The 18,873-nt window shown below is 45.1% G+C and carries 13 protein-coding genes; 8 read left to right on the top strand and 5 right to left on the bottom strand.

What is annotated here, in order from left to right:
• Positions 1-15 precede the first annotated feature (15 nt).
• Both F0265_RS08005 and F0265_RS08000 read left to right on the top strand, forming a co-directional pair.
• Complete coding sequence (locus F0265_RS08005; RefSeq protein ID WP_171748480.1) at positions 16-1,686, top strand: pyridoxal-dependent decarboxylase; 1,671 nt, start codon at positions 16-18, stop codon at positions 1,684-1,686.
• A gap of 62 nt (positions 1,687-1,748) precedes the next feature.
• Positions 1,749-2,684 (top strand): ABC transporter substrate-binding protein, encoded by a 936-nt coding sequence (locus F0265_RS08000; RefSeq protein WP_253809380.1) that lies wholly within the window; start codon positions 1,749-1,751, stop codon positions 2,682-2,684.
• 13 nt (positions 2,685-2,697) lie between these two features.
• On the opposite strand, the gene F0265_RS07995 is transcribed toward F0265_RS08000, so the two are convergent.
• The 3 genes from F0265_RS07995 to F0265_RS07985 form a co-directional block, all read right to left on the bottom strand.
• Entirely contained in the window at positions 2,698-4,602 is a 1,905-nt protein-coding gene (locus F0265_RS07995; protein WP_171748478.1) for a diguanylate cyclase, read from the bottom strand.
• A 130-nt stretch (positions 4,603-4,732) separates the two neighbouring features.
• The gene (locus tag F0265_RS07990) at positions 4,733-5,929 is read right to left on the bottom strand and encodes an outer membrane protein transport protein (RefSeq protein ID WP_171748477.1); all 1,197 of its coding nucleotides are present in this window, start codon (positions 5,927-5,929) and stop codon (positions 4,733-4,735) included.
• A complete protein-coding gene (locus tag F0265_RS07985) occupies positions 5,926-8,232 on the bottom strand; it encodes an Ig-like domain-containing protein (protein WP_253809378.1) in 2,307 nt (768 codons plus the stop codon). Before F0265_RS07985 ends, F0265_RS07990 begins: the two co-directional genes overlap by 4 nt.
• 628 nt (positions 8,233-8,860) lie before the next feature.
• On the opposite strand from F0265_RS07985, the gene F0265_RS07980 reads away from it, so the two are divergent.
• From F0265_RS07980 to F0265_RS07955, 6 genes are all read left to right on the top strand, one after another.
• Positions 8,861-10,492 (top strand): ABC transporter substrate-binding protein, encoded by a 1,632-nt coding sequence (locus F0265_RS07980; RefSeq protein ID WP_006959116.1) that lies wholly within the window; start codon positions 8,861-8,863, stop codon positions 10,490-10,492.
• A gap of 136 nt (positions 10,493-10,628) precedes the next feature.
• A complete protein-coding gene (gene oppB / locus F0265_RS07975; protein ID WP_006959114.1) occupies positions 10,629-11,549 on the top strand; it encodes an oligopeptide ABC transporter permease OppB in 921 nt (306 codons plus the stop codon).
• Positions 11,550-11,564: 15 nt separating this feature from the next.
• Entirely contained in the window at positions 11,565-12,467 is a 903-nt protein-coding gene (gene oppC / locus F0265_RS07970; RefSeq protein ID WP_006959112.1) for an oligopeptide ABC transporter permease OppC, read from the top strand.
• A 47-nt stretch (positions 12,468-12,514) separates the two neighbouring features.
• Positions 12,515-13,486, top strand: a complete 972-nt coding sequence (locus tag F0265_RS07965; RefSeq protein ID WP_006959110.1) for an ABC transporter ATP-binding protein — start codon at positions 12,515-12,517, stop codon at positions 13,484-13,486.
• A complete protein-coding gene (gene oppF, locus F0265_RS07960; protein WP_006959108.1) occupies positions 13,483-14,475 on the top strand; it encodes a murein tripeptide/oligopeptide ABC transporter ATP binding protein OppF in 993 nt (330 codons plus the stop codon). Before F0265_RS07965 ends, oppF begins: the two co-directional genes overlap by 4 nt.
• Before the next feature lie 158 nt (positions 14,476-14,633).
• Positions 14,634-15,578, top strand: coding sequence for a glutathione S-transferase family protein (locus F0265_RS07955; RefSeq protein ID WP_171748476.1), 945 nt, complete (start codon positions 14,634-14,636; stop codon positions 15,576-15,578).
• Here the strand turns inward: F0265_RS07955 and F0265_RS07950 are convergent.
• Both F0265_RS07950 and pta read right to left on the bottom strand, forming a co-directional pair.
• Complete coding sequence (locus F0265_RS07950; RefSeq protein WP_171748475.1) at positions 15,575-16,582, bottom strand: GGDEF domain-containing protein; 1,008 nt, start codon at positions 16,580-16,582, stop codon at positions 15,575-15,577. The two genes, F0265_RS07955 and F0265_RS07950, sit on opposite strands and share 4 nt — an antisense overlap.
• 95 nt (positions 16,583-16,677) lie before the next feature.
• Positions 16,678-18,822 (bottom strand): phosphate acetyltransferase, encoded by a 2,145-nt coding sequence (gene pta, locus F0265_RS07945; protein WP_019278000.1) that lies wholly within the window; start codon positions 18,820-18,822, stop codon positions 16,678-16,680.
• Positions 18,823-18,873 lie beyond the last annotated feature (51 nt).

Below are 18,873 nucleotides of genomic sequence, written 5' to 3'. Positions count from 1 at the left end.
ACCAGGAGGTGATGTATGAATCATGCAGCAACACTCGAGAAAGATGGCTTAAAAGCGAACGCGTTATCACCTTATTATGTGAAGAAATATAATGAGGTGATTCGCCGTTTTTTTAGTCGTGATAAACGCTTATGGCCTCTGTTTGCTTCCCCAGAAGTCAGCATGCTTGTGAGCAGAAAGTCTCCGTTTTCTACTGAAGATTACCGTCAGTTGGAAAAGGCCCTGCACGAGCGTGAAGATATTCCTGAGAGAATGAATGCCCCCACTGAGGCGTTTGATCCATTAGCAATATTTGCCGCCCATCATTGTAAAGACTGGCAGGACCCAAGATCGGTTGAGAATGTTATTTCAACGCCCTGCGATCCGGCGATCCATGGAGCGATGCTGGCAACGATGAAAAACCCCAATTTGGTCTACAGCGAATATGCGGGGATGGCCGTGGAGCTGGAGAAAATGGTGATCCGCCAGATCGCTCGTCTAGCAGGATATGATCCTCAAACAGCTGGTGGTCTGTTCACTCAAGGCGGTACGTTTTGTAACCTCTATGGTTACTTGTTCGGATTACGTAAAACGTACCCAAAGTCAAAATCTGAAGGTGTGGCAAATCGCCGATTTTGCATGCTTAATTCTGAGTCAGGCCACTACTCAAACATGACGAATTTGTCTTTATTAGGTATTGATCTTGATAAGCAGGTCGTTCGGGTTCGTATTAACCGCAATAACCAAATTTGTCTCGATGACTTAGAGCGCCAACTGGAGGCCTGCTTCAAGCAGGGGACCGCGGTTCCAACGATTATGCTCACGTGTGGCACGACTGATACCTTTGCGATTGATGATATTCAGCAAGTTCGCCATTTGTCAGAGCGCTTGTGCCGCAAGCATGAGATTGTTCGTAAACCTCACATCCATGTCGATGCGGCGGTTGGCTGGAGTCTGTTGTTCTTTCTTGACTACGATCTTCAAGAGAACCCTCTGTCTATTAATAGCGCCACGCTGACCAGTTTGCGTTACTTAAAGACAATGATGGCAGGTCTGAAAGAGGCCGATTCTTTTGCGGTCGACTTTCAGAAGTGGGGCTACGCGCCTTATACCTCTAGCTTATTGATGGTACGAGATAAGCAGGATTTTGAAGCTCTCCGGCAGGAACCGAGCTACTTTTCTTACTTTGAATCTCAGCTCAAACAAAAGACTCACCTGCAGTCGACAATCGAGTGCTCGCGAGGGGCGGCGGGGGTTTTTTCTGCTTATTCAGCGATGCAATTTCTCGGAAAGGAAGGCTATCAAGTCGTATTAGCGCATGGTCTACAGAATGCTAACTATTTGCGAATGAAGCTAGGCCAATTGCCCGGTTGTAAGGTGGTGTGTGCAGGTAACCACGGCCCGGCCGTTGCGCTGAGGTTGTACCCGAAGCATACGCCTTCGGTCTTACATACCTATGAGCGTGAACTTGCAATTAAGAAAAGTGATGCCGCGGTTGATGAGTTGATTCAAAACACTCTGTTTCATCGTAATCACTTTCTTAAGCGGCAAGGGCAGGGGTTGAATACTAACTGGGTTGAGTCGATCGCTCATACTGATTATGACTATCAAGGACATTGCTTGGCATTGCCGGGCGAAAAAGCCGTGTTTTTGAATCCATACACCATGCGCAGTCACATTGATGAGTTTTGCCAGCTGTTTATATAGCGCCACTAAATACAACGCAATGGACTAGTCTTTCTATACAGATGGAAGATGAGTTTTTGTTTATGAAAACGAGTGCTGTTGGATTGCTTATCATCCTAACTTGCTGTTTCTCAAGAGCTTCCTTGGCTGAAACTGTTCGGTTGTTGGAGCTTGACTGGTCCAGTCAACGAGTCTTAACTCATGCACTGGCAGATATTCTTGAATCTCAGAATGTGGAAACCGAAGTGATAGAGATTCACTCGACACCACAGTGGATGTACTTAAGTACAGGCAAAGCTGATATACAGGTCGAGGTGTGGGAAGGGTCGATGGGGCGTCAGTATGACGTGTTAATAAAGAATGACGTCATTGAGGAGGGGGCCGTTCATCCCGCAGAAACTCGCGAAGAATGGTGGTATCCGAAATATGTTGAATCTTTGTGCCCTGGGCTACCTGATTGGAAGGCTTTGGAGTCGTGCTCATCGGTTTTTGCCGAAAACGGTGACCAATTAGGGACCTTTTATACCGGACCTTGGGAGAAGCCAGATAACGCGAGGATACGTGCATTTGGCCTCAACTTTAAAGTAGTTGTTCTTGCCTCTGGCGATGCCATCAATCAAAAAATTCATGAGTACGTCAATGCGCAAAAACCACTGCTGATTTTCAATTGGACGCCAAATTGGGTCGAGTCAGTCTATCCTGGGCATTTTGTTGAGTTTCCCGATTACACCGAAGAGTGCGAAAAGAATCCATCTTGGGGACAGAACCCGAAATACTTGTGGGACTGTGGTAACCCAACGGGAGGCTGGCTCAAGATTGCTGTATCTAAACAGCTAAAAAGTCGCTCGCAATGTGCGTATGACGTGATTCAGAGGTTCCTATTAACCAACAGTGATATTGCGTTAGCCTCTACGCTGGTTGATGTGGAAAAAATGGATATCGAAAGTGCAGCACAAGAGTGGCTTGTACGAAGAAGCGACTTTGTTCAGCAGCTTACGCAGTCATTAGACTGCCGTTAACGGCAGGGTTCGGCTAGTTCTCATAGTGGAAAGTAATACATTTGTTTCGGCCCGTCTGCTTTGCTTGGTACAAGGCGTTATCCGCGTTTTTGAAAACTCGATCCCAATCGGTTTCAATATCTTCAAAATGACATAACTGCGTTCCGACGGAAATGGTCACGGCAAGGGTTTCTCCACCTAAATGGATCTTATGTTCCTCCACGCTTTTTCGTAACCTTTCCAGTGTATCTTCAATGGTATGTACGTTGTCGATAGGAATGAGCAAGACAAACTCCTCGCCACCCCAACGAGCAATAATATCTTGGCTTCGGGTATTGTTCTTTAATCGTTCAGCCGTCGCTTTTAGGACCGTATCTCCAACGTCATGGCCGTGGGTATCGTTGAATTGCTTGAAATGATCGATGTCGATGACGCTCAACGCGTAAGAGTTATGTAGCCTGACGTTGTTGGGCTGGGACAACCAATTCTCAACATAACGACGATTAGCTAGACCCGTGAGTGGGTCTGTGGTGTTTTGGCTCTCTAGCTCTTTGGTGAGGCGTTTCATTTTCCACAAACGTCGGATAACGACATACGCGAGTACAAAGAATAGAGTGATAAATAAAATCTCACGGGTACGTTGAGAGCGTAGCTTGGTTTGCTGCAATTCATTCTGTGCCTCAAGTAGTTGTATTTCCCGTTTGTTTAATTGCCTTTCAAGCGCATTTTTCTCACTTAGAATCTCGTCGTCGTATGTCTGCCGGTAGAAATTTTGACGTACCTGCGATTGCTGCTTCATGTAAGCCAAAGCCTGTCGATAGTCTCCTAGCGCCTCATAAGCTTTGACCAATGTCTCCAGAGTCTGAATTTCCCACACCACTTCGTTGCTTTCCGAAGTGTGTAGGACTTCAATGACTCGTTTGGCGTAATCGATACTCTTTTGATAGTCCTGAGCGACAAAATTGGCCTCAGAATAGGCTTCGTAACAGGTGGCTAAGGTGATGTTTGATTTGGTGTCGAGAGCTTGGCTTTCTTCAATACATTGTCTAGCGAGTGTTAACGCCTCTTGTGAGTTTCCAACGTCACTGTAACGCTGAGACATATTTGATAATGTTGAAAACTTTATCTTGTTTGACCCTGTTTTATCGGCCTCTTTGAGCGCTTTTCGCATGTATTGCTCTGAGCGCTGTTCTTTGCCTAACGCGAAATAGATGGCACTGGCATTGGAGTACATGATGGCTTCAAACAGGCTGTTGTCGTAACCGTGCTTTTTATATAGCTTGAGTGCTCGATTGATGTACTTATTCGCTTGTTTCCACTCATCAGACTGCATGTAGACAGTGGCTATGTTGTTGAGCGTCATCGTGGTCTGAAAGTTGTCTCCAATCTCGGTCATCACCTCATAAGCGGTTTTGTAATAACTGAGGCTGGATTTAAGATTCGAGCGTTGAATCTTAACGTTGCCCAGCCAACGATAGGTACGACCTAACAGCCTTTTATATCCAATGTCTCTGGCAATCGGGACCACTTCATGCAGTAAGAACTCACCCTCCAAAAGCAGGTCAGACTCAATTAAGTGAATGGCTTTGTTGAGCGTCGCTTCCGCACTGACCCACTCAGTACGATTGTCGTCACCAAGTGCAAGTAAATCGGGAATGCGAGGCGTTTTTAGACCTTCATATTTACGAAGGTTTTTGAGGCCAAAATAATAAAGTGCCTGTTCAGATACAGACGCGTTGGGTGGCAATTCAATATGCGAAAGATCGACTTGTCCGGGTTTACAAAGCGAGTCGTAGTAAAAAGCGAGCATCGCCTTTTGCTTGCTATTGGTGTGCGAGTAGAGGTAGTCGCTATGCGTGGGAATATTACACGCTGCCGCAGCGAACAGGGGGAAAATGAAAACAAGGGTTGCGACAACAAGCACAGAGAATGGGGGCATTATTCACCGAGTTAAATGACAACGATAGCTCATGCTTAAGTTTATCATTATATAAATAGCCTGCCTAACTGCAGGAAAGAAAAAGCCAGCGTAATGCGCTGGCTTTGAATGGTTGTTTTTGCTGAGCCGATTAGAACGCGTAGTTCAACTGAGCTCCAACTAGCCAAGCACTGGTGTTGACCGTTGCTTCGATGTTGTACTCATCAACAACAGTTTGAGATTCATTGATTGCCGCTTGCTCACCAGTCAGGTAACCAATAGACAGATCCAGCGTTAGCTGATCCGTTGCTGCGTATGAACCACCGAATGTAAACCAGTGTCTGTCAGTGTCAGGAATAGACAGTGAGCTGATTTGGTCGACAGGTGAAAGGTCATACATGTAGCCTGCGCGTAACTCGATGTCCTTATTTAGATAATGCGTAACCCCAACAGAAACATGGCCTGCATTCTTCCACTCGTAATCTTTTATCGACGCGCTGTAGTTCTCTGAAGTCAGCTTATCAAACTCAGACCAAGCGACGTATTGTAGGCTGTAGTGTGCGGCCCACTTAGCGTTGAGTTTGTGGTAACCGGAGAACTCAATGATGTCCGGAAGGGGAATATCAACACTATCAGTTTTACCTTGTTCCCAAGCGTAGACATCGCCTTCGGCTTTTAGCTCAGGGCTGTAGCGGTACGACAAACCAAATCGGTTGTTTTCATCGACAACGTAGGCAACGCCCAGATTAAAACCAAGCCCTATGCCATCTGCATCAATTCGAAGTGGGTTAGCGCTATTAGGTGTTCTGGATATTTCGCCTTCGCCGTAAATAATGTCGATACCACCACCGAATGACCAAGCTTCATTCAGCTGATAGGCCGCAGAAAAGCCAGCATTGATGCTGCTAAGGTAAGTCTTACCACCAAAGATTGGTGCTTCAAAGCTATCTTCAAATTCAACGTCTGTACCGAAGTTTGAGTGAACCGTTGCGCCTAGCGTCCAGTCTGTGCCCTCTAATGGGTAAACCACGTGAGCATTAGGAATAAAAGTGTTGTTATCCAACCCAGTATCGCCAATGTTCTGCGTCGAAGAGCTAGGTGGCGTGTAGCGAATATTGCTGAAGTCCACTTGGCTGGCGATATTCACTGCACCGATAGAGAGCATCGGCTTGTCGATTAAACTCATAGCAGCAGCATTCTTCGCTACAACTGAGGCATTGTCAGCAATGATGGCGTCACCCGCATACGCACGGCCTAAACCAGTAGCAGATTGAGCGTTAAGCTGGAAGCCTGCGGCGTGAATATCAAATGCAATAATGGGCAGTATGATCAGTATTGATTTATTCACTGTGTAACCTCCTGGTTATCGTAGATGTTATCTCTGTCATGGACATCGTCTATTATGATTGCCTGTCCCTTGCTTTTAATCATCTGAAAAACTGCATCTTGCTGAGTCGCCTTAGACTTGTTTACCTCTGGAATATATTCCGGATCTGTCGAAGGTAAACCAGTGGCTTCATCCATTGGTCCTTCATATGCAAATAGATAAGTACCATGTCCACCCACTGCTGTTCTGATCACTCCTCTTATTTTACGTTCAAAAGAAGTATCTAGAATATCGTTTAAATCTAATGCTTTGATTAATGGGTCTGTTCCTGTCATCAGGTTGTTTTCTGCGGAGTTTGGTACCACAGTGTCTGGCATGTATTCGCCAGGCTCACAAGTACTACCGCATGCCCCCTTCGCTTCAATTAGAAGAGTTGGTTGTTGAGCATTAAGTTGGCGCGACGTCTTACTAGCAGGGTCTGAACCGTCAATCGTTTGTTGCACACCTTGCTTTAGTATCGGGATTAACGCAGCGTAAATTTCATCTTCAAGCATTTCTATACTGTCTTGTAGCTCAGTGCTGTGAGCTTGCAGTGACGTAATACACTCTTCATTGCTAACTCCTTCATAACAAATATTCGGTAGCAGAGTTTCCGCTATCGCTCTTTGTACGTCTGAAGATTGTTTGACGGATTCTTCCATCTCGGAACTAAGAGTGAGAGAAGACAAAACTACGTTAACTAAGCCTTGGCCGGGAACCACAAAGTTTGATGTATCAAACTTTAAACCACGAATAGGATCAGTTTGATTTGGGGCATAGGTTGCTTCTGTCGTCATTACAGACATAATTCCACCTAGAGAAACGCCTACAAGGTGTGCCTCGCGATCAGCGTTTTGATCTCCAAAGTTCATTGCCCATCTCAGGCCAATAAAGTCACTGACTGATTGGTGAAGGTTAGAACGTAGAGCGAGAGGAGAAATAATGTTGATAAAGTAAGATTTGTCGGCACGGGCGCTGATTGGCTTACCGCCTCCAAGGCAATAGCTATTTGGATCATCGTCTATGTAATCTGAGCTATCACACACGGTTCGCATACCGTGATAAGGCATATCTATTGCAGCGAATACGTATTCTTGACCTAATGTAACGTATTTCTTTGCCACTAAAGGTGCATCTTCTTTACTGCCTGTTATACCGTGTATAAACAACACTGCAGGATTTGCAGAGTTTTTGACATAGTTAATCGCTTTACCTTTGCCATTTGTGGCGCCATCGATGTAAGGCAGGTAAAAGTCGACCGGTATAGTCGTTGTTGCATCATTGTACGTTTTAATTTTTGTCGGCCAACTACTATTTTCCGCAAAGTATTCTTGGGTCAGGTGCTCTCCTTTAACACCAGCTATCCATTTATACATTGAAGGACATTTGTTTATAGGATCGTAACTATCGAGCACACAGGTTTCTTCGTTCGCATTGCGCTGGGTTAAAGGCAAATAGTTGTTCGTTACTAAACTGGCGCTAAGTATAACGTAGCGCTCTTCATCTGTTCCGCTAGCTTTTCCCTTTTCTGCATAACTTGCGTCTTTCCACTCTATCGATGGGTTCTCCATTAGTGTTTGGGTAACTATGTTGTCAATAACCGAATAACTATTTTGAGTGGTAAACGTTGAGGCATACGCGAAATTTGTGTTGTGTCCATGTACCTCAAACGTATCGATCGCTTCTTGGGTTGTACCTTGAAGAACCTGTTCATCGGCATTACTTGGAGTAGATTGTAATAAGTTGGTAAATGAAGCAGAAGGCTGGATTGACATGCCATCTGTAGTTTTAACTCCTGTAGATACTGCGAGATAGTATCGAGTTCCTGGCTTTAAAGCGTTGCCACATTCAATAACAATCTTTCGCCCATCGCTTGAGAGTTTTGTCTCAACAAGTTGCCCAGTGCCGTCCATAAGTAGAACGTTGCCATCTAGCGAAGATTGGTCAATAGCTGGAACCTGCCCTGAATTTACACTATCCAGTGGAATCTCTATTGGTTCAACACAAAGTCCCCAACCGTCAACCGCAGCGTAACTGGTTTCAAAACTCTGGTAGTAGGCCTCGTATTCTTTATTAGTTGAGTAGTTTTGAGGAGATGACGGTTCATTGGGTAGGGAAATGGAGCCATCTTCATCGTATCCATAGCCATCATTTGGCATTGGGATATCGTTTAATGCAAAAGGAACTTCTACCGCAATGTTTTCTGTTGTGCTTTCTTCACCATCACAGCCAGCGAGTATAAATGCGGCAGATAGTGATACAGCTAGTATATTGAGCTTTCTCATAATAGAGGTGCCTATACAGTTGTGGGGGTAGCGGTATATCAATGCGCATGCGGCTCTCTCACAAATGATTAAGCTTAAAAAAAACTAAGAAAAAACTAAAAATCCTTATTTTTTATAAACTTAATCATTGTTATCAAGATGTTAAATTTTGGGTGATTTTGAGGTGTTTGGATCAAAATGGGGCATAGAGCACATTACTTGTGCAACAGAGTGATTAACTTCACAGAATGCTATTTTGGTAAGAGGAAAGTAGTTAAATGTTAGGTTGCTTACATAACTTTTGTTAAAAGTTTTGCACAATATTTAGAATAAGATGCTAAAAAGTAGCAGCTTATTAGATGAATTGGCACTTCAATCTAAATCTGAAGAATTTCTTATTCTAATAAACTGGGAATCCTTTCTTTAGTAGTGTTTTTTACCAAAATGTTGCACTAGTCGGAGAATTAAACGATTTTTCGCTACATTTTTATGGCAAATTACACCGATGATTGATAATGTGTGCTGCAATCTTTGTAGGGTTTTAGATTTTTGTGCTTAAGTTTTGCGCTAAACAGATCTAAATCACTGTCCGTTCTGGTGGTCCTACGAAGAAGTCATGGATGCAAATGAAAAACTTGGAGTTTTACTCATGTATAAGAACAAAATCACTCAAGCCCTTCTTCTGGGTGCTGGTCTGGCAGTGGCCGCTACTTCTACCGCAACACTCGCTGCAGATGTCCCTGCAGGAACTAAGTTAGCAGAAAAACAAGAACTAGTTCGTGGTAACGGTACTGAGGTTGCGACGATCGACCCGCATAAATCTCAGGGTGTTCCTGAGTCTCACGTGATTCGTGATCTTCTAGAAGGCTTGGTGAACCAAGACGCGGACGGTAACACTATCCCTGGTGTTGCGGAGTCTTGGGAAACAACGGACAACAAAACATTCACTTTCCACCTACGTAAAGATGCTAAATGGTCAAACGGCGACCCTGTAACTGCCGGTGACTTCGTATACAGCTTCCAACGTGCTGTAGACCCAGCAACAGCTTCACCATACTCTTGGTACATGGAATACACCAAGATGGCGAATGCGAAAGACATCATCGCTGGTAAAAAGGACAAGAGCACTCTGGGTGTTAAAGCAACAGACGACCACACTCTAGTTGTTGAGCTTGAAACAGCGGTTCCTTACTTCGTAATGATGACTGGTCACACAACAATGAAGCCAGTTCACAAAGCGACAGTTGAGAAGTATGGTGATCAGTGGACTAAACCTGAGCACTTCGTTGGTAACGGTGCATTCGTTGTAAATAACTGGGTAGTGAACGAGCGTCTAGAACTAACTCGTAACGACCAGTACTGGGACAACGACAAAACGGTTCTTAATAAGGTTACTTTCCTACCTATCGAAAACCAAGTAGCGGAAATGAACCGTTTCCTATCTGGTGAGATCGATTTCACTTCTACTCTTCCTACAGAGCACTTCAAGCGTCTTAAGAAAGAGCACCCACAAGAAGTATCAGTGGAAGGCAGCCTATGTACTTACTACTACTCATTCAACACAGCTAAAAAGCCGTTTGATGATGTACGCGTACGTAAAGCGATTTCTTACGCAATTGACCGTGACATCGTAGCAAATGCGATTCTAGGCCAAGGACAGAAGCCAGCTTATTTCCTAACTCCGGAAATTACAGCTAACTTCAACCCAACATTGCCTGCTTATGGTCAAATGTCTCAGAAAGATCGTATCGCTGAAGCGAAACGTCTTCTTGAAGAAGCTGGTTTCGGTCCAGATAACCCACTTAAGTTCAACCTTCTATACAACACTAACGAAAACCACAAGAAGATTGCGGTAGCGCTAGGTTCAATGTGGAAGAAAACACTTGGTCTAGAAGTTACTCTAGAAAACCAAGAGTGGAAAACTTACCTATCTTCTAAAGACCAAGGTGACTTCGAAGTAGCGCGCGCTGGCTGGTGTGGTGACTACAACGAAGCAACTTCATTCCTAACTCTAATGGTGAGCTCGAACACTACCGGTGGTCAGCACTGGGGTAGCAAAGAGTACGATGCGTTGATCGAAAAAGCGCTGAAATCTACTTCTGAGGAAGAGCGTACTAAGATCTACCTAGAAGCTGAAAAGATGATGGCGAAAGAAATGCCTATCGCTCCAATCTACCAGTACGTACGTTCTCGTCTACTATCAACTGAAGTTGGTGGTTTCCCAGCGAACAACGCTGAAGAGAAGATCTACTCAAAAGATCTTTACATCAAAGCTCAATAATTCTGAGCAGATAGAACTATAAAAAATTTGGCTCTACATGTGAGAAATCACATGTAGCGCCTTATTTCAGTCCAAATTTATGGAATATGGGCTGATCCTTTTCTTTTTAACCGTCACAGACTGAAAGAGTGAGTTTATGCTTAAATTCATCGCAAAAAGGATATTTGAAGCGATCCCAACTATGTTGGTATTGATCACAGTATCTTTCTTTCTAATGCGTTTCGCACCGGGTAACCCTTTCTCGAGCGAGCGTCCTCTTCCGCCAGAAGTTATGGCAAACATCGAAGCTAAATACGGCCTGGATAAGCCAGTATTTGAGCAATACACCACTTATTTGACCAACGTTCTACAAGGTGATTTCGGACCGTCATTTAAGTACCTAGATTACTCTGTAAATGAGCTAATCTCGGTGGCGCTTCCAGTATCGGCAAAGGTTGGTTTTATCGCCTTTATCTTTACCGTGATTATGGGGGTGACCGTCGGAACCATTGCTGCGCTGAAGCAGAATACTTGGGTCGACTACACCATAATGTCGACTGCAATGCTAGGGGTTGTAATGCCATCGTTTGTACTGGCCCCAGCTCTGATTTATCTATTCTCCCTGCACTGGAATATCTTCCCTGCGGGTGGCTGGCATGACGGTGGCTTTAAGTATCTTGTACTTCCTGTCATTGGTATGTCTTTACTTTACGTAGCGACATTCGCCCGTATTACACGTGGTTCGATGATTGAAACACTGAACAGTAACTTTATCCGTACTGCTCGTGCAAAAGGTCTAAGTTACCGCTACATCATTGTAAAGCATGCTCTTAAGCCAGCACTTCTCCCTGTTGTGTCTTACATGGGCCCAGCATTCGTAGGTATCATCACAGGTTCGGTAGTTATTGAAACTATCTTCGGCCTGCCAGGTATCGGTAAGCTTTTCGTTAACGCTGCATTTAACCGTGACTACTCGCTAGTAATGGGTGTAACCATTCTGATTGGTTTCCTATTCATTTTATTCAACGCGATTGTAGATATCTTACTTGCAATGATTGACCCGAAAATTCGCTACTAACAGGGAAGTTTGGTTATGTTAACGAAAAAAGAAAACCTTGAAGCGATTGAGAAGTTCTCTGAAAACTTAGAGATCGAAGGTCGCAGTTTATGGCAAGACGCCCGTATCCGCTTTATGCGTAACAAAGCGGCAATGGTGAGCTTGTTTATCCTATTTGTAATGACATTGGCGGTTATTGTTCTGCCAATGATCGCCCCTTATGCCTACGATGACACAGACTGGTATGCAATGCATGTAGGTCCAAGTGTAGATCATTGGTTTGGTACTGATAGCCTAGGCCGAGATCTATACGTGCGTACACTTATCGGTGGCCGAATCTCGTTGATGGTTGGTGTTATGGGCGCGTTGGTTGCGGTACTGATTGGTACGCTTTACGGTGCGGCTTCTGGCTTCATCGGCGGTAAAGTGGATCGTATCATGATGCGTATTCTGGAAATCCTGTACGCTGTACCATTCATGTTCCTAGTTATCGTACTGGTTACCTTCTTCGGTCGTAATATCATCTTGATCTTCGTTGCGATCGGTGCAATTGCATGGCTGGATATGGCGCGTATCGTACGTGGTCAAACCCTTAGTCTACGTAGCAAAGAGTTCATTGAAGCAGCCCATGTTTGTGGTGTGAGCAAGTGGAAAATTATCACTCGTCACATTGTTCCAAACGTTCTGGGTATTGTAGCCGTATACTCGACGCTGCTAATCCCAAGCATGATTCTGACTGAGTCATTCCTATCCTTCCTTGGTCTTGGTGTCCAGGAGCCGATGACAAGCTGGGGCGCACTACTTCAAGAGGGTGCACAAACGATGGAAGTTGCTATTTGGCAGCTAACATTCCCAGCGGCGTTCATGGTTGTAACTTTGTTCTGTTTCAACTACGTCGGTGACGGTCTGCGCGATGCGCTGGATCCAAAAGACAGATAAGTAAAAAGCAATAAATTATAAAATCTATAAAGATTAAGGAAGCAATGATGAGCTTATTAGATGTCAAAGATCTGCGTGTCGAATTTACCACTCAAGATGGTATTGTTACCGCAGTTAACGATCTAAACTTTTCTCTGAACCAAGGCGAAACTCTCGGTATCGTGGGTGAATCTGGTTCAGGAAAATCGCAAACAGTATTCTCTATCATGGGATTGCTGGCAAAAAACGGCATTATCTCTGGTAGTGCTAAATTTGAAGGTAAGGAAATCCTTAACCTTCCAGAAAAAGAACTGAATAAAGTACGTGCTGAACAGATCGCGATGATCTTTCAGGACCCAATGACGTCTTTGAATCCATACATGAAAGTCAGCGACCAGCTAATGGAAGTACTGATGCTTCACAAAGGTATGGGTAAAGCAGAAGCGTTTGAAGAGTCGGTACGCATGCTTGAAGCCGTGAAGATTCCGGAAGCACGTAAGCGTATCACTATGTATCCGCATGAGTTTTCAGGCGGTATGCGTCAGCGTGTAATGATCGCGATGGCATTACTATGTCGTCCTAAACTACTGATTGCAGATGAACCGACAACGGCACTGGACGTAACCGTTCAAGCGCAGATTATGGATCTGCTTAATGAGCTGAAAGATGAATTCAATACAGCCATCATAATGATCACTCACGATCTGGGTGTGGTTGCTGGGTCATGTGACAAAGTGCTTGTTATGTATGCTGGCCGTACGATGGAGTACGGTACTGTCGATGAAATCTTCTACAAACCAAGCCACCCTTATGCTGAAGGCCTACTCAAAGCCATCCCTCGTTTAGATACGGAAGGTGAGATTTTGCCGACGATTCCGGGTAACCCGCCAAACTTGCTACGTCTGCCAACTGGTTGTCCGTATCAAGAGCGTTGTCACCGTGTTATGGATCGTTGTAAGCGTGAAGCGCCAATCCTGACACCATTTGGTGATGGTCGTCAGCGTGCATGTTTTTCAGAATGGGAGGCTTGGGAAAAATGAGTGCAGATAAAAAATTAATTCTGGATGTATCGGATCTTAAAGTTCATTTCAGCATTGCGTCCAAGTCCGCTTGGCCTTGGTCTAAGCCATCGAACCTGAAAGCCGTTGACGGTGTTAATGTTCGCCTTTATGAAGGTGAAACATTAGGTGTAGTAGGTGAGTCGGGTTGTGGTAAATCGACGTTTGCACGCGCCATTATCGGTTTGGTTGAAGCGACAGATGGTGAAGTGGTTTGGCTGGGTCAAGATCTGACTAAGATGCAAGACGTGCAGCGCCGCGAAACGCGTAAAGAAATTCAGATGATCTTCCAAGATCCGCTAGCATCGCTTAACCCGCGTATGACGGTTGGGGACATCATCGCCGAGCCTTTGGAAACTTTCTATCCTGAGTTGTCAAAAGAAGAAGTAAAAGATCGCGTTAAAGAGATGATGGCCAAGGTTGGTCTTCTGCCTAACGTAATCAACCGCTACCCACACGAGTTCTCAGGTGGTCAGTGTCAGCGAATTGGTATCGCTCGTGCACTTATCCTCAAGCCTAAGATGATCATCTGTGATGAGCCAGTTTCTGCTTTGGATGTGTCTATTCAGGCTCAGGTAGTGAACCTTCTGAAAGAGCTGCAAAAAGAGCTAGGGCTATCCTTGGTCTTTATCGCACACGATTTATCAGTAGTTAAACATATCTCTGACCGCGTATTGGTTATGTATTTGGGTAATGCTGTTGAACTGGGTGAAGCCGAATCACTGTTCGCTGATCCTAAGCACCCTTACACACGTGCTTTGATGTCTGCGGTGCCAATTCCTGATCCGCACCTTGAACGCAATAAGCAGATCGAAATGCTGGAAGGTGATCTACCATCTCCAATCAGCCCGCCGTCTGGTTGTGTATTCCGTACTCGTTGCCCTCAGGCAACAGAAGCGTGTGCTAATACGAAACCGTCTATACAGGGCAGTGATGTTCATGCCGTATCTTGCCTGCATGTCAGTGTCTAGCCGATTCAGCCTGTGACGGGCTTAAGCGCGGCGTCCTTCGGGAGTCGCGCTTTTTTTACTTCAAATAATTCGAACAACAAAGCCAACTTATTCTGCTTTAGAGTAAGCTGGCTTTTTTTATACTTAGTCCATAGATATTAATCAGTTGAGAGTGTGATATGGGCAAGTTAGTAGAAGGTAAATGGCAAGACGTTTGGTATGACACTAAAACCAGCGGCGGTAAGTTTGTCCGAGAAGATGCTGGGTTTCGAGAATGGGTGGAAAACAAGCCTAACGCCAAGTTTCAGCCTGAATCAGGCCGCTATCATTTATACGTATCGCTCGCTTGCCCGTGGGCCCATCGTACCCTCATATTCCGAAAACTGAAAAAGTTAGAAGAGCATATTGACGTGACTGTGGTGTGCCCAGATATGATGGGAGAGGGTTGGCAAATGGGCTTGCCTGAGCCTTTATTTGGGCATACTCGAATGCACCAAATCTACACTCAAGCTAAATCAGATTACACGGGGCGCGTTACGGTGCCAGTGCTGTGGGATAAAAAGCACAATACGATAGTGAGCAACGAGTCTTCAGAGATTATCCGCATGCTTAACTCAGAGTTTAACGAACTCACGGCTAATCAAGATGACTACTACCCGGATGAGTTAAGAGCGTTGGTGGACGAGTGGAATGATTACATATATCCCAACGTGAATAATGGCGTATATCGTTGCGGGTTTGCAACGGCTCAGGAAGCTTACGAAGAAGCTTACGACAATTTGTTTGAAGCGCTTGATCGGATAGACACGCACTTAGCAACTCACCGTTATCTTGCTGGTAATGTTATCACTGAAGCGGATTGGCGATTGTTTACGACATTGATTCGGTTTGATGCCGTGTATGTCGGCCACTTCAAATGCAATAAAAAGCGCATTGCCGACTATCCAAACTTGCACGGGTATATGAAAGAGTTGTATCAGGTAGAAGGGATTGCAGAAACGACCGACTTTTATCACATCAAGCGTCATTACTACTTTAGCCACACAGGAATCAACCCGACGCAAGTGGTTCCAAAAGGCCCCGAGCTTGACCTAGAATCTGCTCACGGCCGAGAGAGCATTTAAATAGCAATAATCTGATTACGGCCCTGTTCTTTCGCTTGGTACAGGGCCGCATCTGTTATCTTCATAGTTTCGTCAATTCGGACGATACCTTCCTCGACGACCAATTCGCATAATCCTCCACTCAGCGTCACTTGCAGAGTTTGATCTCCAATCGATATTGATGTTTGACTTAACTTCTCTCTCAGTGCGTTGGCAATGCTGAACGCGCTTTCTTTGTCGGGCGCTGAAAAAATGGTGCAAAACTCTTCGCCGCCAACTCGATAAAATGAATCTTGATGTACTTGCTGACCTACGATTTGAGCGACCATTTTTAATACAGTGTCACCTGCTGCATGGCCATAGTTGTCATTGACTTGTTTAAAGTGGTCGAGATCAAAGTGCACAAGGAAGTGATTGTGAGCTAAATCCGGATTGTTAGACGTGTCGGCTTCAAGAGCTAAGCGATTTTTTACGCCCGTCAATGGGTCGAGGAGGGCAGCGTCACTGAGTTTGCCTTTGATTTTGGTTTGCATATCTTCATGAACAAAAGAGATTGCCCAAATTAGAAAGTAAGGGATGGTGAAGTTGACCAAGGTATAGGGTGTCGAGTTGATTAGTGGTGGATATGAAGCAAGGATAGAAATCGCAACCAAATAGAAGGCGAATGTGATGGCCGAAGCGATATAGCGATTAAAAAATATATGATACAAAGCAGGGAAACAAAATGCCCAAAAAACCAGAACAGAGTAGCCATCCGCAACTGCCATGCTGTAGATAAGTAGGGCAGTGAGGCCGGAAATCAGTAGCGCCGAATGCCAAGGTCTGTAGTGACCAAATTCGATTCTCAAATACACATAGATACAAATAGCGGTGTAGACAGAGTCGATAACACCGAATTTTGGTAAGTCCCAGAAAAAAAAGTTAACAATCGTAAAGCCAGTGCCTGTGATCGCCAGAAAAAAGCTGGTGATTTTCAGAACATTTTGTTCGAGTGAGGCTTGTGAGGAAAATAGCTTTACTGACATTTGAAACCCAAGCATGACGTTTGGGGTAAGTGTAGCAACAAAAAAAAGCAGCAGTAAAATACTGCTGCTTTTTCATTAACATAAACCAATAAAGCTTAGTTTTGCTCTTGGTCTGCCTGAATTGCCGTCAGTGCGATTGTGTAAACAATATCGTCTACTAGTGCACCGCGAGACAAGTCGTTTACAGGCTTGCGCATACCTTGCAGCATTGGACCGATAGAGACTAGGTCTGCTGAACGTTGTACCGCCTTGTATGTTGTGTTACCCGTGTTTAGATCTGGGAATACAAATACGGTCGCTTTACCTGCTACTGGAGAGTTTGGCGCTTTAGATGCTGCCACGTTTTCCATGATAGCCGCGTCGTACTGAAGAGGACCATCGATGACAAGATCAGGACGCTTCTCTTGAGCCAGTTTCGTCGCTTCACGTACTTTATCAACGTCTGCGCCTTTACCAGATTCACCAGTAGAGTATGAGATCATTGCAACACGAGGATCGATACCAAATGCCGCTGCAGAATCCGCCGATTGGATAGCGATTTCAGCAAGCTGTTCAGCCGTTGGATCTGGGTTGATTGCACAGTCACCGTAAACCAGTACTTGATCAGGCAGAAGCATGAAGAATACTGAAGACACGATAGACGCGTTTGGTGCAGTCTTGATGATCTGGAATGGCGGTACAATCGTGTTTGCTGTTGTATGAACAGCACCAGAAACCAGACCGTCAACTTCGTTGTTCTCAAGCATCATAGTGCCTAGGAATACAGAGTCTTGTAGCTTCTCACGAGCAACAACTTCCGTCATGCCTTTCGCACCACGTAGTTCAACTAAACGAGCAACGTAGTTTTCACGGATCGCGTCAGAATCAATGATCTGAACACCTGCACCAAGTTCAACACCTTGCTGCGCAGCAACACGCTTGATCTCTTCTGGGTTACCCAAAAGTACACATTCTGCAATGCCACGCTCGGCACAGATAGCTGCCGCTTTTACTGTGCGAGGTTCGTCACCTTCAGGCAGAACGATGCGTTTACCTGCACGACGAGCGAACTCAGTAAGCTGGTAACGGAATGCTGGTGGGCTTAGACGGCGAGACTTTTGAGTGCCTTCCGTCATAGACTCAATCCAGTTGCCATCAATGTGGCCAGCAACGTGTTCGTTGATGAACTCGATACGCTCTTTATCATCTTCAGGTACTTCAAGGCTGAAGCTCTGTAAGTTCAGAGATGTCTGCCAAGTGTTGCCCTGTGCTTTGAAGATTGGAAGGCCAGTGTCGAACGCTGGCTTACAAAGACCAACGATTTCTTCAGGAATGTCGTAGCCACCCGTCAGAAGAACCGCACCAATATCCACACCATTCATTGCTGCAAGTGCTGCTGCAACGATTACGTCTGGACGGTCCGCAGAGGTTACCAATAGAGAGCCATGCTTAAAGTGCTCAATCATGTTTGGTAGTGAACGTGCACAGAACGTGATGCTCTTGATACGACGAGTGTTGATATCACCTTCGTTGATGATGTCAGCATTGAGGTGCTTCGCCATATCGATTGCACGAGTAGCGATCAGATCGATGCTCCATGGCACGCAACCAAGAACGCGGATTGGAGATGTGTTAAAGATCTCCATCACTTTCATTTCGTTTTGCTTCGCGCTGTCTGCATCATCAAAGATTTCTGACAGGTCTGGGCGAGTACGGCCTGCTTCATCAACTGGAGCGTTAAGCTTGTTGATGATTACGCCGGAGATATTCTTGTTCTTAGTACCGCCGAAGTTCGAACATGCGACTTCGATACGTTCTTTAAGCTGCGCAGGGTTATCTGTACCCGGTGTCGCAACAAGTACGATCTCTGCACCAAGTGTTGCCGCGATTTCCGCGTTCACTTGGTTCGCAAACGGGTGCTTACGAGTAGGTACAAGACCTTCAATCAACGTAACGTCTGCGTCTTTGTTGATCTGGTTGTAACGCTCTACTACTGTTTCCAGTAGCTCATCCATGTTGTCGTTACCAATCAGGCTCTCAGCTACAGACATTGCCAAAGGTTCACCGATCTTCATATCGCTGTTATAACCAACGATCGTTGAAGTCAGATCTGGTTGATCACCACCTGAACGTGGCTGACAAATTGGCTTGTAGAAAGAAACCTTAACGCCTTTGCGCTCCATTGCGCGAAGAACACCCATGCTTACACTAGTAAGACCAACACCAGCGCTGGCAGGGATAAGCATAATAGTACGAGACATTCGTAGAGTACCTTTAGCTATTTTAGATAAAAGCCCAACTTCGTATTCCCT

The sequence above is a fragment of the Vibrio sp. RE88 genome (assembly GCF_013113835.1).
In the GTDB taxonomy this organism is placed as follows: Bacteria; Pseudomonadota; Gammaproteobacteria; order Enterobacterales; family Vibrionaceae; genus Vibrio.
This window is presented reverse-complemented; position numbering and strand designations above follow the sequence as displayed.